Origin of the sequence: Corallococcus sp. EGB (assembly GCF_019968905.1) — a bacterium.
Taxonomy (GTDB): Bacteria; Myxococcota; Myxococcia; order Myxococcales; family Myxococcaceae; genus Corallococcus.
The window spans coordinates 9217660-9241414 of sequence record NZ_CP079946.1; the positions used below are offsets into that span (position 1 = coordinate 9217660).

Consider the following 23755-nt stretch of genomic DNA (forward strand, 5'->3'; position numbering starts at 1 on the left):
TCACGCGCCGGTGCGGACCTCTGTCGCCCACCAGGATGGAGCAGGGTCCGCGCCACGGGCCTGGCCCCCTGGCCGCTCGAGCCTCCACCGCCCATCCTCGCAACGTGGGCAGTCCTCCGCGGCGTGGCCAGCCATTCGTGCGAGGAGGAGCACGGCGCTCCGAGGGACGGCTCCGTGGGCTAGCTGGCGTTGTCGCCCTTGGAGGTGAGGGCCCCGGACGTGTCCAGCGCCTGGAGGAAACGCACCGCGATTGGCAGGGCGACGCGGCCTCCCACGCCGCCGCCCTCCACGAACACCGCGAAGCCGATGCCGTCGCGCACGCCGACGAACCACGCGTGGGTCTGCGGCGGCACGTCCATGCCGAACTCCGCGGTGCCCGTCTTGCCCCGGAGCCCGATGATGTTGGCGGCGGACTTCGCCGTGCCCTCCGTCACCACCGCGCGCATCAGGTCCTGGAGCGACTCCGACGTGCCCGGGCCCAGCAGCGACTCCGGGCCCGCGTCCGCGTCCGCCAGCAGGCGAGGCGCATGCCAGACGCCGGTGTCCGCCGCCGACACGACGGTGGCCATGTGCAGCGGCGTGACCAGCACGCGGCCCTGGCCCATGGCGGCCGCGGCGCGCTCGGCGGCGTCGTCCGTCACGGGGAAGGTGGCGCCCGGGGATGGCAGCCCCACGTCGTAGGGGACACCGAAGCCGTAGCGCCGGGCCGCGTCCTCCAGCGCGTGGGGGGCCAGCTTCGACGCCAGCTGGATGAACGTCGTGTTGCACGACATCGCGAACGCCCGGCGCATCGTGGTGGTGCCCAGCACCTCCGACTCGAAGTTGCGGAAGCGCTTGCGGCCCACCGTGATCTCCAGGGGGCACTCGACGCGGGAGTCCGGCGTCAGGCCGCTTTCGAGCAGCGCCTCCGCGGTCACGAGCTTGAACGTGGACGCCGGCGGATAGCGCCCCATCAGCGCGCGGTGCCACCCCTCTCCGAGCGGCCGGCTGGCCACCGCCAGCACCTCGCCCGTCTCCTTGTTCACCGCGACCAGCGCGGCGGGACGGGAGACGTCCGCGAGCGCCGCCTCCGCCGCGGCCTGCACGCCCCGGCTCAGCGTGGTGCGGACATCGCGCCCCGGCTCACCGGCGAAGCGGTACAGCACCTCGCTGCCGCCCGTCCGGCGCTGGAGCCGCACCTCGCCGGAGGGGAGCCCCGCCAGCGCCCGCTCCTGCGCGCGCTCCAGGCCGGACAGCCCCACCATGTCGCCCGGCTGATACGGCGGGCCCAGCGCCTGGAGCACCTCCGCCGTCACCTCCCCTACCCGGCCCAGCGTGTGCGCGGCGAAGCCCTCCGCCGGAGTGAGCCGCGCGGGGACCTTGCGGAAGAAGATGCCGGGCACGGGCGTGAGCACGGCCCGCACCTGCTGGTAGCGCTCCTGGCGCACGTCGATGAACGGGAGGAACTTCTCGGGCTGCGCGCTCGCGGCATTGAGCGCGGCGAGCACCCTCGCGGGGTCCACGCCCAGCTGCGCCTGGAGCACGTTGGCCACGGCCGCGCGGTCCCTCACCCGGCCGGGGATGACGCCGACGCGGATCACCTCGCCCGGCAGGGTGAGCGGCTTCCCACCCGCATCCAGCAACGCGGCGCGAGGGCCCCAGCTCCGCGTGCGTCCGAAGCGGTCCCCGGGCCGCGCGTTGGGATGGAACACCTCCGGCGTCCAGCGCAGGCCCCAGCGCCTGCCCCGAAGCTCGAAGCGCAGCCGGGACTCCACCTCCCAGTCCCCCAGTCCCCGCAGCGTGTGCACGCCGTGGAACCTCACCACCGCCGCAGTGCCCGTCTGGGATTCGAGCGTCGGCGGGTCGAAGCGCGAGGCCATGACGCCCAGGTCCTGCCTCCAGCGCGCGTGCTGCGCGTCGAAGTCCGGAGGCGCCTCCACGAGCACCTGGCGCTGCGCCGCCACGTCATTGCGCGCCCAGGCATCCAGGTACCACCGGGCCAGGGCCTCGACGGCGCCAGGGACGGGCACCGCGGGCGCGGCAGGCGCGGGGGGAGCGGCGGGCACCGTGGGCTTCGTGGCTCGCGGCGCGCACGCGGGAAGCAGCAACAGGAGCCAGAGCCCCACCCAGGAATTGAACGCCCGTCCGTACACGCATCCCCCTGTACCGCGCCCGCCTCGCCGAGGCGAACATCCGGCGCTCGACTCCTCCACCCGGACCCGAAGTCACCACCCGTGCACACGCGGAGCGCGCCGGGCACCGCGCTCCTCGCACCGAGGCGAGCATCCGGGGTTGGTGACGACCACCGGGATGCCCGCCCGCGCCGCGTGGCTCAACGGACCGTCTGCTCCTGGGTCTTGCTCGTCCCGTCGCCCGTCGCGGTGACGGTCAGCGGGCCCGCCGTCGTGGCGCGGAGGTAGAAGAGGCCTTCACGCTGCGGGTTCTTGAGGCTCACCACCGTCACGGGCGCGTCCGAGCAGTCCGGCAGCAGGTGGAAGGTCGTGCCTGGAGCCGACGCGGACAACGCCACCTGCGGCACGGACAGCGGGGCCAGGTTGCCCGCCAGGTCCCAGCCCTGCACCGCGAGCACCTGCGAGCATGCCCCCACGTCCAGCGTCCTCGCCGGGGTGGCGAAGCCGACCTGGCGCTCGTCGCCCTGCGTCGCCACGTCCAGGGAGACGGCGTTGTCCGGGTACACGTCCGGGTCGTAACCGTCGCCGCTGATCCGGTTGCGGCTGAAGAGGTTCGCGGTCCCGTTGTCGGAGATGGCGGCCTGGTAGCCGTTCGTCAGGCCCGACTTGGTCAGCGTGTTGCCGACCACCTGGATGTTCTGGGACTCGGGGGGTGGCGTGAAGTCGAGGTCCACCGCCTGGAGCAGGCTGACGCCGACGTCGTTCTCCGTGACCACGTTGTCCTCGATGCGCAGGTCGTGGCACAGCTCGCGGCCCGCGCCGTAGTACTCGCCGCCGAACACGAGGATGCCGGAGCCGGAGTCCTGCTCGACCAGGTACGCGTTGCCCCGGACCTGGTTGCGCACCACCTGACCGGAGACGCCGTGCGCCAACTGGATGCCGAGGCGCGCGATGTGCTCCGTGGGGCCCAGGCCGTCGATGACGTTGTCCTCCACCGTGGCCTCCACGCGCCCCAGCACCACCACGCCCGCCTTCTGGTAGCCCACCAGCTGGTTGTTCCGGACGGTCACCGACACCGGCGTGGCGCCCGGCCCGAGGTTGCGCACATCGATGGCGAAGCCCTCCTGGCAGCCGCCGAGGTTGCCCGCCTGGTTCAGGTCCTCCACCACCGTGTCCTCGAGGGTACCGCTCGCGCCGTCCAGCAGGATGCCGCGCAGCCGGTCCGCATCCCCGTCACACACGTCCGACAGGCCCCGCGCCGTCACCGTGACGCCGCGCACGCTCGCCACCGTGCCCCGGTTGCGCAGCACCGCGCCCTTGTAGTGGTCCCCGGCCCCTTCCTCGGACGCGGTCAGGGTGTGGCCGGCGCCGTCGAGCGTGTAGCCGTCCGGGATGAACATCGCGCTCTGGACCACGCAGTCCTCGCGCAGCGTCACCTGGCCATGTGACAGCGTGACGGGGCAGGGAGACTCGCCCGGGCCGCAGCGCCGGCCAGCCCACGCCACGGAGAAGGACCGCCGCGTGCTCGCGCCCGACGCGTTCGTCGTCACCACCTCCACGGTGGGCGTCACGTCCTTGGGCAGGCAGGAGAGCTCCGTCCAATCCACCGTGCTCGTCGAGCCGTTCCCCACCGCCGTGCCGAGCGCCCCCACGTTCGACGTCCAGGCGAACGTCAGCGCCTCGCCGCGCGGATCCGTCGCCGTCACGGAGAACGTCACGAGCTCACCCGCGAGCGCGCCCGTCGCGGACTGCGACACGGTGTCCACCACCGGCGGCGCCTCCGCGCGCACGCACAGGTTCACCAGCTGCTCCGTGCTTCCACCGAAGCCGTCCGTCACGGCGGCCTTCAGCTGGCAGCCGCAGTTCGCGGGCTCCGCCGTCGGAGTGAAGACGGGGCTGGCCGCATGGATGTCATTGAAGGTGCCCTCGCACGTCGCGCTCCAGGCGTACGTCAGCACGTCCTGGGGGCCGTCCTCGTCCGTCACCGCCGCCTGGACCTGGAAGGGCTCGTTCAGCTTGACGTCCCGGGCGGCGCCCGCTTCGGAGGGGATGGGGGAGCGGTTGTAGCGCGTGTCGCCCAGCCAGCCCGGCCCGCGCACGGAGCCCACGGCGATCCGGAACTGGAGCATGGACTCCGCGCCTCGCGCGTCCGTGACCCGCAAGCCGATCAACGCGCCCTTGTTGCGCGCATCGGCGTCCTGGGGAAGGGCCGCCGTCCACTTGCACGAAGCCTCCGCGCAGTCGAGCACGCCCGAGGAGGCGGTCCAGGCGTAGGTGAGCGCGTCCGCATCCGGGTCGCTCACGTGCGCGAGCAGGGCCACCGTCGCTCCATCCTTGACGACCGCGGTCGGTCCGGTCACCCCGAGGATGTTCGGCGCATGGTTCGACAATCCCGGGGGCCCCGGCTTCGCCAGCATGGGCACCAGGACCGCGAGCGCTTCGCCATACACGGGCACCTGCATTCCCTCATCCAGCCTCATCTCGGCCGTGATCGAGCCTGGAGCGTCCAGGATGCTCGCGCCCAGGAAGACCTCTTCCCCGCGGGCGTCCGGCCTCAAGCTACCGGCCCAGGTGCGGCTCCCTTCCGGATCTTGCGTCAGGTCCACGCCCCCCGCGGTGCGTGACGCCGTGAGCGCCATGGCACCTACCTGAAGGGGAGTCACCGCACGGGGCGCCACGACCACGACCCGCACTCCGCCGGACAACGGCGCCGTGAACTCGGGCTCCTCCTGCACGCAACCCACCGTGCTCAGCAACAGCAACCCCACGAGGTGCAACGCATGGGCAGGCTTCAGGGTCACGGCATCCTCGGGGGAAGGCGGACGGGAAGGAGGACGATACCGGGTCGTTCCCACACGTCCAATCCACGGGAAGTGCCGCATCTGTGTGCGCTACACGCCGTCCAATGCCGGCCAGTCCCCCGCGACCCGAGGGCCGGGGTCATCGCAATCCTTGCTCAGCGCCGCACTGCTCGATTCATTCGGCGACCCGGGCAATCCCCCGTGGATGCCTGATTCCCCCTGACGGCGAAGTGCTCCCATGAGCGCTCGCGCCACCCTCCCGCCTGATGGCCCGTGGCCGTGTCCAGGTGATGGTCTCCACCGCGTGCACCCGTCCGAGCCTCGCCGTCCACAGCCCTGGCCCATCCGGCTCACGCATTGGGCCAACGTGCCCTTGCTCGCCATCCTCGCGGGCAGCGGGTTGCAGATCCTCGTCGCGTTTCCGCGCATGGGGCCTCGGGGGCGGCCCTTCTCGCTCTATCCCTTCCAGGGCGCCGTGCCGCCATCGTGGCTGCGGCTGGGGGACTGGCTCGCGGGCGCGCGGAGCTGGCACTTCGCGTTCGGCTGGTTCCTGGCCCTCAACGGGTTCGTGTACGTGCTCTATCTCGCGCTCAGTGGCGAGTGGCGCCGCCGCCTGTTCCTCCCACGCAGGGACGCCCGCGATGCCGTGGCCACGCTCGCGTACTATCTGCGGCTCCGCCCCGCTCCCGCGCAGGTGGGGCTCTACAACGGTCTCCAGCGGCTGGCCTACACCACCACCCTGTTCATGGGCGCGCTGTCCGTCCTGTCCGGCCTCGTCCTCTACAAGCCCGTGCAGCTCCAGTGGCTCACCCCCCTCTTCGGTGGCTACGACACCGCGCGCTTCGTGCACCTGCTGATGCTCACCCTGCTCGCGTTCTTCACCGTGGGCCACGTCGTCCTCGTCGCCCTGCACCCACGCACCTTCGGGGAGATGATCACCGGCGGGAGGAAGCCCGATGCCTGAGCGCCTCCTCACCCGCCGCCGCGTCCTCCTCGGCGCCGCCGCGCTCGCCACCAGCGCCTGCGATTCCCAGCGCCCGCGGGAAGGCTTTCTCGGCGTCATGGACCGCTTCAACCAACGCGCCCAATCCACCCTCTTCCACCCCGCCCGGCTCGCCCCCGAGGAGCCCGTCGAACGGCTCACCCCGCCCGGCGACTTCCCCCACTACTTCATCTCCGAGTCCGTGCCCCTGGCTCCCGAGGGCTGGCGGCTGGAGGTGGGCGGACTGGTGGCCCGGCCGCGCGCCTTCTCGCTGGAGGAATTGCAGCGGCTGCCCCGGACCGACTATCGGATCCGCCACCACTGCGTGGAGGGCTGGAGCGCCGTGGCGTCCTGGCACGGCGTGCGCATCAGCGACCTGGCCCGGGTCGTGGGCGCGGATCCGCGCGCGGGGTTCGTGGAGTTCCGCTCGTTCGACCAGGGCTACTACTCATCCTGGGACGCGCCGAGCGCGTGGCACCCGCAGACCGTGCTCGCGTACGGCATGAACGGCGCGCCGCTCATCCCCGGGCATGGCGCGCCCCTGCGCCTCTATTCGGGCGTGAAGCTGGGCTACAAGATGGTGAAGTACCTCACCACCGTGCGCTTCCTCCCGGAGGCCACGGGGGGCACCTGGGAGGACCGCGGCTACGAGTGGTTCGCCGGCGTGTAGCCGCGAGGCCCCCTTCAGCGCTTGGAGCTGATGACGCCCGGCAGGAACGGGGTGAAGCCGCGCTTGCGCAGGCCCTCGCGCTCGGCGAGCAGGGCCGCCAGGGCCTCCTCACGCGTGGCGAAGTGGTTCACGGCGGCGCCGTCGATGGCGCCGCTGGTGTTGATGAACACGAGCGTCGTGTCGTCGCCGCCGTAGCGGTACGAGCGGTGCGTGTTGCGCTCCAGCACCTCGCGGCGCACCTTGCCGAAGGTGCGCCCCGCCGTGTGGCGGACGATGAGCCCATCCAGGTTGATGAGCAGGTCCACGCGGCCGTTGAACTTCGCGAACTGCGCCTCCACGTCGCGGCGCCAGCGCTGCACGTCCTCGTCCGTCGCCAGGATGCAGTCGGTGAAGGTCGCGGTGACGACGTCGTGCTCGGCATCGCGCTCGAAGGACATCCCCCAGGCCATGGCACGTCCTCCTTCAGGCCTGCGCGGCGTTGCCCGCGAGGAACGCAGACACCAGCGCCGCCGTCTCCGCGGGGCGCTCCACCTGGGGGTAGTGCCCCGGCCCCGGCAGGTGCGTCATGCGCGCGTTCTGGATGAGCCCCACCACCGCCTGCTTGAGGAACACCGGCGGCAGGAACGGATCATCCGTGGCCACCACCAGCGTGGGCGCCGTGATGGCGGACAGCCGGTGCGCGAAGCCGCCCGCCGTCCAGGAATCGAAGCACTGCTCGATGGCGTCCTTGGACACGCCGGCCGAGTCCTTCAGCAGGACCTCCAGCGACTCCGGCGGCAGCTGCTTGCACGCCAGCCCCAGGATGGTCTTCTGCTTCTCGCGGTCACCCGCGGAGGTGCGGAACAGCCCGGCCGCGTCCGGAGGCAGCGGCAGGCCCGCCGCGGGCACCGTGTTGAGCAGCACCAGGCCGCTGACGCGCGAGGGGGCATCCGCCGCCACCCACTTGGCGATCTGCCCGCCCATGCTGTGGCCCACGAGCGCGAAGCGCTGCGCCTTCGCGTGGTCCGCCACCGCCAGCACGTCGCTGGCGTACTGCTCCAGCGTGTACCCCGACGACGGACGTCCGGACTGTCCGGTCCCCCGGTGGTCCGGGACGATGAGCCGCAGGCCGGTCAGGTCCAGCTTCTCCAGCATCGCGTCCCACACCGCGCCGGACACCATCCACCCGTGCACCAGCACCACGTCGCGAGGGCCGTCCCCGAACACCCGGTAGTGCAGGGGGGTTCCATCCGTCGCGTTCGTCGTGGGCATGGGGGCTGTCCTTTTCGGGGGAAAAGACTGAGAAGTCTTGGCTTACGGGGGAGGCGTAGCAAGCCACGATTGGGGCATGGCCGTCCACATGCTCGGGGGTTGCCTGGGGGTTCAGGAGGCGGGCAGTCCTGGCGGGTAGGTGCGCGCGAGCGGAATGAGAGGTGGGAGCGGGTGGGCGCTTCCGGCAGACTCGGGGGCGTCATGACGGACGGACGCAGCGGGACGGCGGGAGCGAAGCGCACGGTGTACTGCGAGGACGCGCTCGCGTGGCTGGAGGCGCGGCCGGTGTTGGAGGGGTGCTCGGTGGTGGCGTCGATGCCGGACGTCTCCGAGTTCCCGTCGCTCACGGTGCCCCAGTGGAAGGACTGGTTCGTGGGGGCGGCGGCGAAGGTGTTGTCGCGGGTGCCGGCGGACGGGGTGGCGGTGTTCTACCAGTCGGACGTGAAGAAGGACGGGGCCTGGGTGGACAAGGGCTACCTGGTGTCGAAGGCGGCGGAGGCGCAAGGCTTCGACACGCTCTGGCACAAGGTGGTGTGCCGCCGGACGCCGGGCACGGTGACGTTCGGGAGGCCGGCGTACTCGCACCTGCTGTGTTTCAGCCGGGGGCTGAAGGCGGACGCGGCGAAGTCCACGGCGGACGTGTTGCCGGAAGCCGGCGAGGTGACGTGGACGCGGGGCATGGGGCTCAACGCGTGCCTGGTGGCGTGCCGCTTCATCCTGGAGCAGACGCGGACGCGCACGGTGGTGGATCCGTTCTGTGGCCACGGCACGGCGCTCGCGGTGGCCAACGCACTGGGACTGGACGCGGTGGGCGTGGAGCTGAGCCGCAAGCGCGCACGCCGCGCGAGGAACCTCCAGGCGGCGTGGGCGGGCGGGAAGCTGGTGCTGTCCAGCGCTGGAGAGGATGCGCCGCCGGACGGGGACGACGGCGCGTAAGGGCTCAGGCCGCCTGCGTTCCCGCGAGCGCCTGGGCCACGTCCTTCTCCAGCTGGGTGAGGAACGTCTCGAACAGGCGCTCCTCCAGCGCGAGCGCGGGCTCCAGCGTCGTGCCCGCCTTCGTCAGGCGCTCCATGCACGCGTCCTCGATGGCGCGGCGGTGCGACTGTTCCTCCACCACCACGCGCCCCAGCTCCTCGCGCACCACCGCGTGCCGGGTGGCCGCCTTGTAGAGCGGGTAGAGCACCATCGCGCGGCGCTCGACCACCGCGGTGGTGAGCAGGTACTGCAGATACACGTCCGCGGTTCCCGTCACCGACGTCACCCACTCGGCCAGCTGCCGGTCCAACGACTGGAACCACGTCGCCGCGGCTTCCACGCTCAGGAACTCCGTCACGTCCTCTCGGCCCGCCACTTCACAGGCCAGCCGCTTGAACGTGAACGCATGGCGCGTCTCGTCCGCCAGGTGCCCCAGCACCTCCAGCGACGGATGCCGGTCCGCCACCGTGCGCGAAATCTTCCGCGCGCCGATGAACTCCAGCAGCGACACCGTGTGCAGCCACCGCACTTCCAACTCGGGAGACTGGGCCAGCTGCCGCAACACCGTCTGGATTCTGTCACGCATGGGGCGCCCCTCTATCGCGCCCCGGACGCCCTCCCAAGCACTGTCGCACCAGCCAGGAGGAATCCTCCAGCCACCACTCCGCCCTGGCCAGGAAGCCAGGGACGGAGGACTGGCCAACAATGTCCGTGCCCCCGGTTTGACCGGGAGGCCTCCGCCACCGTTTGCTTCCCGTGTCGAGGGCTGTGCCTGGTACCGGGGGGTTGACCAGCATGCGTCCGTACCGTGGAGAACCGCGTCCGTCCGGGCACCGTGCTGCCCGCGCCGCGCCATGGCGGTCCGGCACCGGAGCGCGCGCATGAAGGCCCTGCCCATGGCCTTCCCTCCCGGCGTCGTGGCCTTCCGCCGCTGGATGCGCGCCCAGGACGCAAGCCGGCTCCTCGCGTCCCTGCGCGTGCGCCCCGTCGTGGGCTTCCTCCTGCGGGGCTCGGCGCTCGTGGGCCTCGTCGCGTGGGCTCCCGGCGTCCACGCCTTCTTCGCCGTGCCCCTCACGTCCGCGCTCGCGTGCTTCCTTCCCTGCGCCATCCACCGCGTCGCGTTCGCCTTCGTGTACTCGCGCCGCCGTCGCGTGGTGGCCGGAAGCTGGCTCGCATGGCTCCCCGGCCTGGCGCTGGAACACTTCTTCCTCGCCAGCCTCGTGGCGCTCGCCGTGCTCCCCGGGGCACTCGTCCTCGGCGTGCTGTTCATCGGCACCTCGGCCGTGCACGGCCAGCACTACCGGGTCACCTGGCGCGAGCCCTTCCTCCTGCTGGGCACGCTCGCGGCCCTGCTGGGCGCCGCGGCCCTCGCGTGGAATGGACAGCCTGGGAAGGTGCCGCTCGCCATCGTGGGCCCCTCGGCCCTGGTCGCGCAGCTCTACGTGGGCTCGCTCGCCGTGCGCTACGCCCAGGCGCGCATGGACGCGGACCGCCTGCGCGCCGCCGTGCACGCGCAGCTCGTCGAACAGCAGGAGCGCGACGTGGGCCGCCTCACCCAGGCGATGGCCGAAATCCTCGGCCACCACCAGGGCATGGACCAGGCGCTGCACGAGGCCGGCACCGCCGCGGACATGATGAAGGCCTTCGGCGCGCAGCGCGGAATGCTCGCGCGCACCGGCTTCGAGGACCAGGCCCGCCAGCTCCAGGACAGCCTGCGCCAGCTCCAGCAGATGGTGAAGGAGGTGCGCGCCAAGAGCCGCCGCTTCGCCGGCACGGAGCCGGAGGCCGTGGACCTGGCCCTGGTGCTCGAGTCCGTGCAGGCCCAGGTGTCCCTGCGCTTCCCCGACGTGGACATCCACCTGGAGCTGGCGCCGTCCCGGCCGCCTCGCGCGCTCGTGCGCGGCGGACCGCTCACGCTGCGCCGGGTGGTGGAGAACCTGGTTGTCAACGCATGCGAGGGCAATGGCGACCAGGGCGCCACCCGCGTCTTCATCCGGGCTCGCACCGAACCGCTCAGCGGACGCCTGGAGGTGGAGATCGAGGACGACGGCCCCGGCTTCCCTCCGGAGCGGCTCAACGCGCCCGCGGAGGAGCTCTACACGACCAAGCCCCAGGGAACAGGACTGGGCCTCTACACCAGCGAGTGCCTGCTGCGCGCCAGTGGCGGCCTGCTGCACCGCCACAACGGACCGGGAGGCGGCGCCCTGCTCCGCATCCTGCTGCCCCGGGAGTACCCATGAAGCCCCTCTGCGCCTCCACCCTCCTGCCGTCCCCGCTCCTCGCTCGCGCGCGGGACGCGAACGGCGCGGAGTCCTCCGCCAGCCCCGCGCCCCTCACCCCGGGCGACGTCTGGACCTGGCATGAAGCCCTCGCCGCGCGAGGCCTCGCCCGCCAGGGCTCCAGCTCCCGCGTGTACTGCCACACGGGCCTGGTGGACCGGCTGCCATCGCCCGGCACGCCGGGGCCGGAGCTGCGCGAGCACCTGCGCGGCTCACAGGAGGCGCTGCTCGCGGAGCTGGCGCGCGCCATGGGCACCTTCCCGGACGGCGGCGAGGTGCTGGACGTGGGCAGCGTCCTGGGCGGCAGCGCGCTGTACTGGGCCCAGGAGCACCGCGCGCGTGTGACGGCGATGGTGACCGTGCCCACGCACCTGGAGCAGGTGCGCCGCTTCGCGCACGAGGCCGGCGTGGGCTCGCGCGTGCAGCCCCGGCTGTGCACGAACGAGCCGCCCCGCCACCCCGAGGCCTATGACGCCGTCATCGCCGTGGAGAACACCTGCGCCACGCCCCGCGCGGAGTGGCTGCGCGGCATGCACACCCGGCTCCGGCCCGGCGGCATGCTGGCCGTCGCGGACTGCTTCTGGGTGCGCCCGGACGCAGTGCACCCGTCCGCGGATGCGTGGAGCCGGCACCTGGGCAGCGTGAACGCGTTCCTCGCCGACGCGCGCGAGGCGGGCCTGGAGCTGGAGGCCCACGACGACGTGTCCGCGCGGGCGGTGGGCTTCTGGACGCTGAGCTCGGAGCTGCGCGTCCACGAACACCTGGCCCGCGGCCCCGCGGACGCCCGCAGCCTGCGCGCCGCGCTCAACGCCGCCCGCGCCGAGTCGCGCCGCGAGCACGTGTGGCTGCAACAGGGGCTGCTCGATGGCGGCCTGGAGTACGCGCTGCTCGTGCTGCGCCGCGAAGGGTGATCCGCCCGAGCATCCCTCCAGGCGCCCGCTCCCCGGCCGGTGGGGCGGACGGCCTGGCGGAGCCGGGTCCCCGGACGATGCCCTCGCGTCGCCCCGCCCCCAGCCTTCGGTTCGTCACACCAACATGGGGGTCGATCATGATGGGTTTCACGCGATGGATGGTGCTGGGCGTGGTGGCCGGGGCGATGGCCCTGACCGGGTGTCGGAGCAACGACCGCTCGCAGGAGAGCATGGGCGGCGGAACGGGCGGATCCGGAAGCAGCCACAGCACCAAGGGCTCCAGTACCAGCTCGGGGAGTGAGCAGGGCACGGGCGGATCCGGTTCGACGATGGAGCAGGGCACGGGCGGCGGCGGCTACGACGCGGGCACGGGCGGCTCCGGCTACGACGCGGGCACGGGTGGCTCCGGCATGGAGGGCACCGGCGGCTCGGGCGGCTCCTCGACACAGGGCAATGACATGAACTCGTCCGGCGGCAACAACAGCACCGGGACGGGGGGCGGCGGCAGCATGGGCGGCTCGGGGAACGAGACCACCCACTAGGCCGTGAAGCGGCGCGGGCGGCCTCCGTGGCGCGCCCGCGCCCTCTTTCCTCGAACCTTTTCCGTGCGGAGCCTCGCGCGAAGCGCAAGTGGCCTGGACGCGCGTCCCACGCGCCGGGTTTCCACCGGCGGACGCCGCGTAGGACCGGGGGACACCTTCCGTGTCCACCAGCGCATCACCCCAGGGGGTGGGAAAGTCGGGCAGGCGGCAGGACTCGGGTACGGTGGGCGCACGATGCGCTTCTCCTTCGTGCACGCCGCGGATCTCCACCTGGACACGCCATTCCGAGGAGTGGCCACGCACGGCCCCCTCCTGGAGCGCTTCCAGCAATCCACCTTCCATGCGCTCGCGCGCATCGTGGACGTGTGCCTGCGCGAGCGCGTGACGTTCCTGCTGCTGGCCGGGGACCTGTTCGACGTGAAGGACCGCTCGGTGCGCGCCCGGCTGGCGCTGCGCGCGGAGCTGGCGCGGCTGGACCGCGCGGACATCCAGACCTTCATCGTCCACGGCAACCATGATCCGCTGAGCGGCGACACCGGCACGCTGGGGCTGCCCGCGTCGGTGAAGGTGTTCGGCCCGGAGTGGGAGGACGTGGAGGTGCGACGCGAGGGCCGGCGCCTGTGCCACGTGCAGGGCGTGTCCTATCCGGACGTGGAGGTGCGCGAGAACCTGTCCGCCAGGTTCCGCCGCACCGGCGAGCACTTCAGCGTGGGCCTGCTGCACGCGAACCTGGGCGGCGACGCGGGCCACGCGAACTACGCGCCCTGCACGGCCGCGGACCTGGCGGCGGGCGGGCTGGACTACTGGGCGCTGGGCCACGTGCACACGCGCGCGGAGCACCTGCTGCCCGGAGGCGGCGTGGCCGTGTACCCGGGCAACCCGCAGGGCCGGCACGTGCACGAGACGGGCGAGCGCGGCTGCGTGGTGGTGGACGTGGAGGACGGCGTCGCGCGCAGGCGGTTCGTGCCGGTGGATCGCGTGCGGTGGCACCGGCTGGACGTGCCGCTCGCGGGCGTCACGTCGCTGGACATGCTCCAGGCGGTGGCCACGGAGGTCGTGGAGTCGCGGTGCGCGGAGGACTTCGACGGGCACGCGGTGCGCCTCACGCTGGCCGGACGCGGGCCGCTGCACCGGGAGCTTGCGCGGCCCGGAGCGCGCACGCAGCTGGAAGCGGACCTGCGCGAGCGGCTGGCGCGGGCGCATCCGCCGGTGCTGCTGGAGTCGCTGCGCGATGGCAGCCGGCCGGAGGTGGACCTGGAGGCGGTGCGCGCCGGAGGCGGCTTCCTGGGCACGCTGCTGGAAGAGGCGGAGGCGCTGTCCCACGACGGCGCGGCGCTCGCGGCGCTGTGGGACGACGAGGACCTGACGACGCTGGGGCAGCGGCTCAAGCGGCTGGGCGTGGACGCGCTGGAGGCGCCGCGGCCGGAGCTGGTGGCGCAGGCCGGGCAGCGCGGCGTGGAGCAGCTCCACGAGGAGGCATCATGAAGCCGGGCCTGCGCATCACCCGCTTCCAGGTGGACGGCTTCGGGCACTTCCGGGGCTACTCGGGGACGCCGGGCCCGGGGCTCACGCTGCTGTACGGGCCCAACGAGGCGGGCAAGAGCACGCTGCTGGCGTTCCTGCGCGGCGTGCTGTTCGGCTTCGAGAAGCGCGGCCAGCCGGAGCGCTACGAACCGGAGGGCGCGCTCTTCGGCGGAGAGCTGTGGCTGGACACGGCGGCCGGCCCGCTGGTGGTGCGCCGCCACGGTGGCAAGCGCGCGTCGGAGGGCGCGCTCACGGTGCGCGGCCCCGAGGGCCAGCCGCTGCCGGAGACCTTGCTGGAGCAGGCGCTGGCGGACGTGCCGCGCGAGCTGTTCTACGAGGTGTTCGCCTTCCGTCTGGACGAGCTGTCCTCGTTCCAGCGGCTCGCGCAGCAGCAAGGCGTGTCGGAGGCGCTGTTCGCCGCGGGCATGCAGGGCGCCCGGCGGTTGCCGGAGGCGGTGGAGCGGCTGCGCAAGGACTCGGAAGCGCTGTACCTGCCGCGCGGCCAGAAGAAGGAACTGAACCTGGTGATGAAGGACCTGGAGGAGGTGCAGCAGAGGCTGCGAGAGGCGGGGGACCGGCCCGCGCTCTACTTCTCCACGCGCGACCTGCTGGCGGAGCGCGTCGCGGAGGGCCACGCGCTGGAGGTGGCGCGCAAGCACACCGAGCACGCGCTGGACCACGCCTCGCGGCTGGAGTCCGCGCTGGCGGACCTGGCGGTGCTCGCGCGCGACCGGGCGGAGCTGGCCACGCTGCCGGCGCTGGACACCTTCCCGCCGGGCGCGGAGACGCGGCTGGAGGACGTGCTCCAGCGGCGCAAGATGTACCGCGCCCAGCAGGCGCAGCTGCACGAGAGGCTCACCCCCATCGAGGAGGCCCGGGAGCGGCTGGCGGCGCCCTGGCCCGTGCGTGAACGCGCCGAGTCCCTGCGCGCGGCGCTGGCCACGTACTCCGGCCACTCGGAGCAGCTTCGCGGCTTGCCCGCGCGCAGGGCGGCGCTCACGTCGCGGCGGCGGCAGCTGGAGCAGTCGCTGGGAGAGCTGGGGCTCGCGGTGGACGCGGGCGGGCTGCTCGCGTTGGACCTGGGCTCGCGGGCGCGGGGAGAGCTGGAGTCGCTCGCGGCGCGGTTGGATGCGGCGGACGCGGCGCTCGCGCAGGCGGAGGCGGAGCAGGCGCGCACGCGTGAGGAGCGGGCGCGGCTGGCGGCGGCCCTGTCGCGGGTCCAGGCGGAGGTGGAGACCCTTCCCGATGCGCGGCCCGCGCAGGTGCGGCAGCGGCAGGCGGCGGTGGGGCGGATGCGCGCGGCGCGCGGGGACCTGGAGCGCCTGGCCGAGCAGCGCATGGAGCAGCGCCGCCAGATGGACGGCGTGCGGGCCCCCACGGACGCGGTGCCGATGCGCTCGCTGCTGCCGCTGTCGTGGGTGGTGGCGGCGGCCCTGGTGGCGCTGGGGTTCGCGGCGCTCGCGGCGTGGCTCGCGGGTCCGTCGGTGGGCGGGCTGTGCGCGGTGGGCGGGCTGTTGCTGGTGGGGCTGTTGCTGTTCGTGCGCCATCGCGTGGAGGCGGCGCGGCAGGCCAGCCTGGAGGCGCAGGCGGCGCGGCACCGCTGGCGGCAGCAGGAGGAGGAGCGCTTCCGCTCGACGCAGGCGGCGATGAGCGCGCGCGAGGAGCTGCTCCAGCGGGAGCTCCTGCATGCCTCCGGCGCGGCGGGGCTGTCTCCGGGCGCGTCGCTCGCGGACCTGGCCGCGCAGGAGTCACAGCTCGCGGAGCTGCTGACGCAGGCCGAGCGGCGCGAGCTGCTCCTGCGCGAAGAGGACGCGCTGCGCACGGCCTGGGACGCGGCGGTGCACGAGGACCAGCGCGCGGAGGAGGCGCGGCTGCGCGCGAGCCAGCGCGAGGAGGTGCTGCGCGAGGAGTGGGCGGCGTTCCTGGTGGCGCGCAGCTTCCCGGAGACCCTCTCCGCGGCCTCGGCGCTGACGCTGTGGCACGACGCCGCGGCGCTGCGGCAGCGGCTGCTGGACCTGCGCACGGACGAAGAGGAGTTCACCGTGGCGGAGACCGCGTGCGAGGCGGTGACGGCGCGGCTGCTCCAGGAGGCCCGGGCAGCGGGCCTGCCGCCGGGCCCCGCGGAGACCGTGGCCGCGCGCGTGTCCGTGGCGTTGGAGGAGGTGCGCTCCCGCGCGGCGGATCAGCGGCACCTGGACGGCCAGCGCGGCGAGCTGCTCGCGGAGAAGGCGCGGCTGGACCAACTGGTGCTGGACGAGGACCAGGCCTGGGAGGCGCTGCTCGCGGAAGGCGGATGCCAGGACGAAGCCACCCTCCGCCGCCGCGCGGTGCAGGCGCGCAGGTACACGGAGCTGATGGGCCGGGTCCGGGAGCACGGCCAGCGCGTGCAGGCGCTCACGGGGCTGGACGAGGCGGCAGCCCGCGAAGCGGTGCACGCGGCGGGCGGTGAGGCGGGCTTGAAGGACCAGCTCGCCACGCTGCGCGAGCGCCACCGGACGGAAGGCGAACGGCACAAGGCGGTGCTCACGGAGCAGGGCAGCCTGAAGACGCAGCTGTCGCAGTGGGAGAACGACGACCGCGTAGCGAGGCTGCGCATCCAGGAGGAGACGCTGCGGGCGAAGGCGGCGGAGCTGGCCACGCGCTACGCGGCGGATCGGCTGACGCTGGCGCTGCTGGGCCGCGCGCGCCGGAGGTTCGAGGAGGAGCAGCAGCCGCGCGTCATCCAACGGGCCAGCGAGCTGTTCTCGGAGCTGACGGCGGGGCGCTACCGCCGCGTCTTCATCCCGGCCGGCGACGCGCGCGAGCTGAGGGTGAGCGACGGGACGAAGGACTGGGGCGCGGAGCAGCTGTCGCGAGGCACGCGGGAGCAGCTGTTCCTCGCGTTCCGGCTGGCCGTCATCCGTGACTTCGGAGAGACGCGGGGCGCGCTGCCGCTCATCACGGACGACGTCCTGGTGAACTTCGATTCGGAAAGGGCCCGGGGCGCGGTGCGGCTCTTCGCGAGGCTGGCGGAAGCCCACCAGGTCATCGCCTTCACCTGCCACCCGTGGCTGCGCGAGCACTTCGAAGCGGAGGGCGCCCACGTCCTGGAGCTGCCCGGCGCCTCGAAGTCGCCCCGCGAAGGTCTGCGGGTCGTCTCCGGTGGGTAGGCGCACAAAAAAATACTGGGAGCGCGCCCCCTCGACGCGCTCCCAGTAACTCAACCCCTCCCCCGAGGGGTCCCCCTCTCGGATGCGGCCCCCAAAGCTCCGCATCCGTCCTGCTTTTCCTTCAAGACGTCGACTGCCAAAAACCTTGAGTCCCGGAAGATCGACCCCCGAAACCCGTGTCCCCCTCTGCCCGGTCCGCTCTGCGTCCCGAGCCCTTGGATCCCGGTGGCTCTGCCCCCAGCATCCCCACCTCGACTTCAAATACGTCGGCCGCCAAAAACCTTGGCGTGGGCCTGCTTTTTTTCGCCGTCGCCTCTGAAGCGACCAACCTGACGGGCCGCGCCAAGGCCTGCGTCAGCCCTCCTGCTACAGTCGCCCACCCTGGAGGGGCGCCATGCGGAAGCCGTCGGCGATGGTCATCGGAGGGGGCGTGCTCCTGCTCCTCATTGGAGCCGGGGCCTTCTGGGGGTTGCGCCCCACCCCACCGGCGTCCAGCCCGCCCCCCGCCCCCCGCGCCGACCGCCGGCAGCTCCCCGCCACACCGCCCCCGCCTCCCCAGGGCGCCCTCCAGGTCAGGGGCCGCGTCGTCGACCTCCAGGGAAACCCCGTCGCCAATATCGAAGTCTCCGCCTCCGTGGGCCTCCCCGGGGAGACCCTGACGGAGCTGCCGTGCGACCCGGATTCGCCTGGCGTCTCCCTGGTCTCAGCGGACTGCGAATCCGCCGCCGCCCTCCGCTGGGTCCGGGAGCTGGTGGAGGCCCGCCGGGGCGGCGCCTTCGTCCTGTCGCGCACCACCTCCGCCGGGGACGGAACCTTCACCCTGGAGGGACTGCCCCAGGGAAAGGTCGCCCTCTGGGCCCTGGGCTCGCAGGGCGCGGGGCTCCTGGAGGGCGTCGTCACCGGCACCCGGGACGTGACGCTGGAACTCCAGTCCAGCCACACGCTCACCGGCCGCGTGGTGGACGAGGACGGCGCCCCGCTCGCCCAGGCCCGGGTGACCCTGCTGCACACGGGCACGGCGCGCTCCTTCGAGACGAAAACGGGCGCGGACGGCCGCTTCTCCCTGGGCCCGCTGCCCACCGAGGAGACCTACAGCCTCCTCGCCGCCCACCCCGGGACGCTCTCCGAGTGGATGGAGGACGTGGCCCCGGCCGCCCTGCCGGAGGACATCGTGCTGTTCGCGCCCCGGCGCATCGTGGGCACGGTGGTGGATGGGGAGCAGCCCGTCGCCGGCGCCACCGTCACGGAGGTCGGCGGTGAGCGCGTCGCCACCACCGACGCCCAGGGGCACTTCACCTTCGACGGCCTGTCCCTTGACGACTACACCCTGGAGGCGGAGCAGGGCGGCCTCCAGGCGCGCGAGGCGGTGAAGGTCACGGAGGACCAGCGCGAGGTCCAGGTGACGCTGCGCCTGGGCACCTCCTTCTTCGTGGAGGCCACCGTGCGCGACTCCGCCGGCGCCCCCGTGGCCAACGCCGAGGTGAGCACCGAACTTCCCCATGAGCTCACCGAGCACTTCGGCACCCTCGTCTTCCAGGAGCTCGGCACCACCGGCGCGGACGGCCGCGTGCGCCTGGGCCCCCTCCAGGCCCACGACTACACCTTCAAGGTGGAGGCGGACCGGATGCTGGACCTCACCGCGGTCCGCACCGTGACCGCGGGCGGCCCCCCACTGGAGTTCGTCCTCTCCCCCGCCGTCCTCGTGGAGGGCCATGTCACCGACGCCGCGGGCAAGCCGTTGGCGGAAGTCTCCCTGTCGCTGCGTCCACCGCCCCGGAAGCGTCCGGAGGGCGCGCCTCCGCCCCTGCAAGAGCGCTCCTTCATCGTGATGCACCCGCGCATCGAGGCGCCCCTCACCTTCGACGCCACCACCGACGCGGAAGGCCACTTCGCCATCAAGGTGGACCAGCCCCTCTCCGGCACCCTCACCGTCGAGGCCGAGGGCTACCTGCCGCGCCAGCTCCAGGCCCGGGCCCCCACGTCCGGCCTGAAGCTGGTCCTGGACTCGGGCGCCACGGTGCGTGGCACCGTGACGAGCTCGCACGGCACGCCCGTCAACGAGGTGGACGTCTCCCTGGTGAGACAGCAGGAGGAAGCGCCGCCGAGGCGCCCTCACGAAAGTCCGGACGAAGCTCCAGACGAAGCCCCGGACGACGAGGATGAACGCCGCACCTTCGCGGGCACCACGGGCGAGGACGGCCGCTTCGTCATCCAGGGCCTGCCCCCGGGCACCTACATCGCGTGGATGCGCGCCACCACCGGCGGCTACGAGCGCCGCGTGCCTGACCGCGTGGTGCTGCGGGGCTCGGAGACGGTGGAGCTGGCGCTGCGCATGGACCTGGACGGCCGGGTGGGCGGCATCGTCGTGGACACGGAAGGCCGGCCCCTGGCGGGCGTCTCCGTGGACGCCACCGCGAAGGAGGACCCAGACAGCGACGGCCGCTCGTACTCCCCCCTCTCCGCGGTGACCGGCCCGGACGGCCGCTTCGTCCTGGAGCCGCTGGCGCGCGACTGGGACTACGAGCTGGTGGCGATGAAGCGGGGCTACGCCATTCCCCGGCCGCCCGGCGCACCCCATGACGACACCTCCGTCCTCGGGCCACATGACGAGACCGCGGAGGAGATGAGCGACCGCATCGACCGGTGGATGGAGGACCAGGAGGGCCCCAAGGTCATGGCCCGCGCGGGCAACATGGACGTGCGCATCGTCATGGCCTACCAGGGCCGCGTCACCGGCCGGCTGGTGCGGCAGGACGGCACGCCCATCACCCGCTTCACCGTGAACGAGGAGGCCGTGCGCGACCCGAAGGGCGCCTTCACCCTCTTCGTGAACGAGCCCGGCCCCCAGCACCTCACCTTCGAGGTGCCCGGTCACGCCCTCACCCAGCGCGACGTGGACGTCCCCGCCGGCCGCGACGTGGACCTGGGCACGGTGCGCGTGGACACCGGCCACGCCATCAAGGGCCGCGTGGTGGACGACGCCACCGGCACCCCGCTGGCCGGCGTCACCGTCTCGCTGTCGCTGCCCCAGCAGGACGTCGCCAACGCGGAGCACGCCGAGTCCTTCGCGGACACCCTCACCGGCCCGGACGGCACCTTCCAGCTGCCCGCCGTGGAGCCCCGGCCCTATGTGCTCACCGTGCAGGAGTCGACCCACGCGTCACTGGAGCGCACGGTGGGCCCCACCGAGGACACGCTCGAGCTGCGCCTCCCGGCCGCCACCCGCCTGGAGGTCGCGGTGCGGGACGCCCAGGGCAACCCGGTGTCGTCCACCCTGAGCGCCATCTCGAAAACGGACCCGGCAGAACTACAGTTCGCCCAGGCAGGCAACGGCATGGCCCTGTTCCGGGACCTGAAGCCGGGCGACTACGCGGTGAAGCTCGCGGGCAGGAACTTCATCACCGCCCTCCCCCAGCTCGTGCACGTCGAGCCTCAACGCGTCACCCGGATGGACCTGCCGGTATCAACGAAGGGCACCCGGCTGACGCTGCGCTGGAGCGAGCGCGGAGCGCAGGGCACGCCCTACCTCATCCCGGGCCGCATCCCGGCCCCCTCCGAGTCAACCTCGGCCGTGGAGGTGCAGTGGCTGCGCGAACTGGCGGTCATGCCCGAGACCTTGCGCGGGAATGTCTGGCGCTTCCTCCCTCCCGGGACCTACACGCTTCTCGTGTTGCGAGAACATGAGGGACGCTGGCTGTCCTTCCGCGAGGACGTGACGGTGGGCGCGGGCGACGTGCAGGAGGTGGAGGTCCCCGCGTTGCCGTGGTGAGGCGGCGGGTCCGACATGCCTCGCGGGGCTGGGAAGCTGTGTTAAACCCCACGCATGACCCCGAGCGACGCGCTGAGCGCAGCAGACCTCGAACGTCTGGCCAGGGCGGAGGCACCGGACCTGGCCGAGTCCGTGCTGGCCTTCCTCGAGCAGCCGGACCGTCCGTCGGACACGCCGCTGCCGCAGGGCGCGCTCTCCTTCGACGCGCTGAAGCAGCTCCTGGAGCAGGCGCGCGCCCGCGACGACAAGCCGGGCCGCCGCCAGGGGTCGCATGAGGCGTGGCAGCGCTTCCTCGCGCAGAAGGACGTGCCGCTGCCGCCGCGCCTGTTGCTCGCGGACCTGCTGGTGTCCCTCTATGAGAAGAACACCGAGCCCGCGAGAGCCGCCCTCATCACGCTGGTGAAGGAAGCGCCGCTGAGGTTCGGCCTGTGGGCGGGCCTCAAGCGCATCTACAAGCTGTCGGAGACGCGCCACGACGCGGAGATGTTCGGCGTGCTGGCCTGGCGCTTCGACACCGAGCGCGGCGGCCGCCGCAACCGCGAGGTCGGCGGCGGAACCCTCACCTACCTCCAGCGCCGGGCCTGGCGCTTCCTGCGCCAGCTGGGCGCGGCCGTGCCGGAGCTCTACCCGCAGTTCGCGGTGGAGGTGCTGCGGCACTACGACCCGGAGACGACGTGGTCGCAGTGCTGGGTGGCGCACCACGTCTGGGCGCACAACACCAAGGGCTACACGGCGTCGCGCTTCTCCATCCAGCCGCCCGCCGACATGGTGAAGCACCGCATGTATCCGGACGCGTGGAAGCGCTCGCCGGACGCGCTGATGCGCCTCTTGGACACGTGCCAGTCGGACCCGGCCGCGAAGTTCGCCATCCAGGGCCTGCGCAAGGACTTCCCGGAGGCGCTGCGCAAGGTGACGCCCGCGTGGCTGGACCGCCTGGCGCGCCGTCCGCTGGGCAGCGCGCACGACTTCCTGGTGGAGACGCTCCAGGGCTCGCCGGACTTCCACCAGGGCAAGCTGCGCGCGGCCGGGCTGCATGAGGCGGTGCTCGCGCTGCTCTTCTCCCCCAGCGACAAGGCCCGCGCCTACGCCATCGAGTACGCGCGCGGCCACGCGCAGGACCTGCCCGCGGACCGGCTGGCGGACCTGGTGGAGAAGGGCGAGGACGACGTGAAGAAGTTCGCCGCCGCCGCCCTGGAGAAGCACAAGCCGCGCGACCTGGGCCTGCCGCTGCTGGGCCGGCTGCTCAACTCCAAGCCCACCGCCGCGTTCGCGGCGAGGTCGCTGGAGCAGTCCTTCGACCGCGCCGAAATCACCCACGACTTCCTGCGCGAGCTGCTCTGGGGCACGCAGGAGCAGCTCAACTGGGCGAAGAACTACGTCTCCACGAAGTACGCGGCCGGGGAGCTGCCGGCGGACTTCTGGAAGGTGACGCTGACGGAGGCGAAGGAGCGCTCGTCGCGCCAGCGCATCGTGGAGGACGTGGCGATGAAGGCCCTGTCCACCTACAAGCCGGCGGACATCGGGCCGCAGTGGCTGCTGGACCTGGTGGCGCACCCGCGCCTGGGCCGTCAGGCCGCGCAGTGGCTCACCCGCGCGGACAGCCTGCCGGGCCTGGACGTGGAGCGCGTGAAGGCGCTCGTCTTCAGTGGGAAGTACCGGAGCACGGCCCTGGAGCTGCTCGGCAACCGCAAGCTCTTCACCGCGCGGCAGCTCACGGTGCCCTGGCTGCTGGCGCTGGCGCGGCGGGCGGATCCGCAGCTGCACGACTTCGCGCACCGCTACCTGCTGGCGAACGTGGTGCCCGCGGACTTCAGCGACACGGGCGACGCGGACGCGGGCCTGGAGCGCCTGTTCGACCTGGCGCTGGGCGCGAAGCAGCCGCCGCCGGTGCGCGCGTTCGCGCAGATGTACCTGCGCTGCCACCACCCGGGCATCGGGCCGGAGCAGCCGGAGTCCAAGTCCTACGAGCTGCGCCCCCGCGCGCCGCGCAAGGCGTACACGGCCGAGCGGCTGTGGCCGGCCCTCTTCGACGCGCGCGACGACGTGCGCCGCTTCGCGCTGACCATCGCCCGCTCGGAGCTGCGCGCATGGGGCTACCAGACGCGCGTGTACGAGCTGGCGGACTCGGACGCGAAGGAGATCCGCAACCTGGCCTATGACGCCCTGCTCAACGCGGGCGAGCCGGGCGCGGACGCGCGCCATACGCTCCAGCCGGAGGAGCTGGACGCGGGCAAGGTGTTCGCGCTCACGGAGTCCACCAAGCGCAGCACGCGCGAGGTCGCCGTGGAGCTCATCCGCCGGCACTACGCGCGGCTGGGCGGCGCGGAGCGGCTGTCCGGCCTGATGCAGAGCGCGGACCGCGAGGTGGGCCTGTTCGCGGTGCGCCTGCTCTGGGAGAAGCACCGGCCGCTGCACCTGCCGGAGGGCTGGAAGCCCGCAGGTGGCGGCAAGGACGAACGCGAGGCGGGCGGCACCACGCGCTTCAGCGACGTGGAGGCGCTGCGCACGTTCCTCCGGCGCATGATGTTCGGCCTGCCGCCCGGGCGCGCGAAGGAAGCGCGTGAAGGCGACGTGCAGCGCCGGCTGTCCGCGAGCGTGGCCAAGCGCCGCGTGGTGGAGCTGGTGCGCGACCTGGGCCTGGAAGACGAGAGCTTCGCCCGCGTGGTGGCGCCCGTGCTGGGCGAGTTCACCGGCTCCGTGGCGAAGGGCGAGTGGCAGAGCTGCCTGGCCTCGCTGGTGCAACTGCGTGCGGCACACCCGGGCGTGCAGCTCGGCGGCATCTAGGACAACG

15 protein-coding genes are annotated in these 23755 nt (G+C 72.9%); 10 read left to right on the forward strand and 5 right to left on the reverse strand.

Annotation, left to right across the window (positions count from 1 at the left end):
• Positions 1-179 precede the first annotated feature (179 nt).
• On the reverse strand, positions 180-2105 hold the full coding sequence (locus KYK13_RS37770) for a penicillin-binding transpeptidase domain-containing protein (RefSeq protein WP_223640108.1): 1926 nt from the start codon (positions 2103-2105) through the stop codon (positions 180-182).
• Positions 2106-2311: 206 nt separating this feature from the next.
• Positions 2312-4912: a right-handed parallel beta-helix repeat-containing protein gene (locus tag KYK13_RS37775; protein ID WP_223640110.1), complete on the reverse strand. Its 2601-nt coding sequence runs from the start codon at positions 4910-4912 to the stop codon at positions 2312-2314.
• Positions 4913-5216: 304 nt separating this feature from the next.
• Between KYK13_RS37775 and KYK13_RS37780 the strand changes: the two genes are divergently transcribed.
• Positions 5217-5876, forward strand: a complete 660-nt coding sequence (locus tag KYK13_RS37780) for a cytochrome b/b6 domain-containing protein (protein ID WP_223640112.1) — start codon at positions 5217-5219, stop codon at positions 5874-5876.
• The gene (locus KYK13_RS37785; protein ID WP_223640114.1) at positions 5869-6564 is read left to right on the forward strand and encodes a molybdopterin-dependent oxidoreductase; all 696 of its coding nucleotides are present in this window, start codon (positions 5869-5871) and stop codon (positions 6562-6564) included. Before KYK13_RS37780 ends, KYK13_RS37785 begins: the two co-directional genes overlap by 8 nt.
• 14 nt (positions 6565-6578) lie before the next feature.
• Here KYK13_RS37785 and KYK13_RS37790 read toward each other — a convergent pair whose 3' ends face one another.
• On the reverse strand, positions 6579-7013 hold the full coding sequence (locus KYK13_RS37790; RefSeq protein ID WP_223640116.1) for a hypothetical protein: 435 nt from the start codon (positions 7011-7013) through the stop codon (positions 6579-6581).
• Between the two features lie 13 nt (positions 7014-7026).
• On the reverse strand, positions 7027-7815 hold the full coding sequence (locus tag KYK13_RS37795) for an alpha/beta fold hydrolase (RefSeq protein ID WP_223640118.1): 789 nt from the start codon (positions 7813-7815) through the stop codon (positions 7027-7029).
• 201 nt (positions 7816-8016) lie between these two features.
• Here KYK13_RS37795 and KYK13_RS37800 point away from each other — a divergent pair, with 201 nt between their 5' ends.
• Positions 8017-8751: a site-specific DNA-methyltransferase gene (locus KYK13_RS37800; RefSeq protein ID WP_223640121.1), complete on the forward strand. Its 735-nt coding sequence runs from the start codon at positions 8017-8019 to the stop codon at positions 8749-8751.
• 4 nt (positions 8752-8755) lie between these two features.
• On the opposite strand, the gene KYK13_RS37805 is transcribed toward KYK13_RS37800, so the two are convergent.
• Positions 8756-9376 carry a hypothetical protein gene (locus KYK13_RS37805; protein ID WP_223640124.1) on the reverse strand — a complete coding sequence of 207 codons (621 nt, stop codon included), beginning with the start codon at positions 9374-9376 and terminating at the stop codon, positions 8756-8758.
• Between the two features lie 295 nt (positions 9377-9671).
• Between KYK13_RS37805 and KYK13_RS37810 the strand changes: the two genes are divergently transcribed.
• The 7 genes from KYK13_RS37810 to KYK13_RS37840 all read left to right on the forward strand — a co-directional run bounded on the left by KYK13_RS37810 (position 9672) and on the right by KYK13_RS37840 (position 23748).
• Positions 9672-11030, forward strand: a complete 1359-nt coding sequence (locus KYK13_RS37810; protein ID WP_223640127.1) for a sensor histidine kinase — start codon at positions 9672-9674, stop codon at positions 11028-11030.
• Positions 11027-11980 (forward strand): cyclopropane-fatty-acyl-phospholipid synthase family protein, encoded by a 954-nt coding sequence (locus tag KYK13_RS37815; protein ID WP_223640129.1) that lies wholly within the window; start codon positions 11027-11029, stop codon positions 11978-11980. The genes KYK13_RS37810 and KYK13_RS37815 overlap by 4 nt, the downstream gene beginning before the upstream one ends.
• Positions 11981-12117: 137 nt before the next feature.
• A complete protein-coding gene (locus KYK13_RS37820; RefSeq protein WP_223640132.1) occupies positions 12118-12522 on the forward strand; it encodes a hypothetical protein in 405 nt (134 codons plus the stop codon).
• A gap of 234 nt (positions 12523-12756) precedes the next feature.
• The gene (locus KYK13_RS37825) at positions 12757-14007 is read left to right on the forward strand and encodes a DNA repair exonuclease (RefSeq protein ID WP_223640134.1); all 1251 of its coding nucleotides are present in this window, start codon (positions 12757-12759) and stop codon (positions 14005-14007) included.
• Entirely contained in the window at positions 14004-17195 is a 3192-nt protein-coding gene (locus KYK13_RS37830) for an AAA family ATPase (RefSeq protein WP_223640137.1), read from the forward strand. Before KYK13_RS37825 ends, KYK13_RS37830 begins: the two co-directional genes overlap by 4 nt.
• A gap of 394 nt (positions 17196-17589) precedes the next feature.
• Positions 17590-20964, forward strand: coding sequence for a carboxypeptidase regulatory-like domain-containing protein (locus KYK13_RS37835; RefSeq protein WP_223640140.1), 3375 nt, complete (start codon positions 17590-17592; stop codon positions 20962-20964).
• Positions 20965-21018: 54 nt separating this feature from the next.
• The gene (locus tag KYK13_RS37840; RefSeq protein ID WP_223640143.1) at positions 21019-23748 is read left to right on the forward strand and encodes a hypothetical protein; all 2730 of its coding nucleotides are present in this window, start codon (positions 21019-21021) and stop codon (positions 23746-23748) included.
• The last annotated feature ends 7 nt before the right edge of the window (positions 23749-23755 follow it).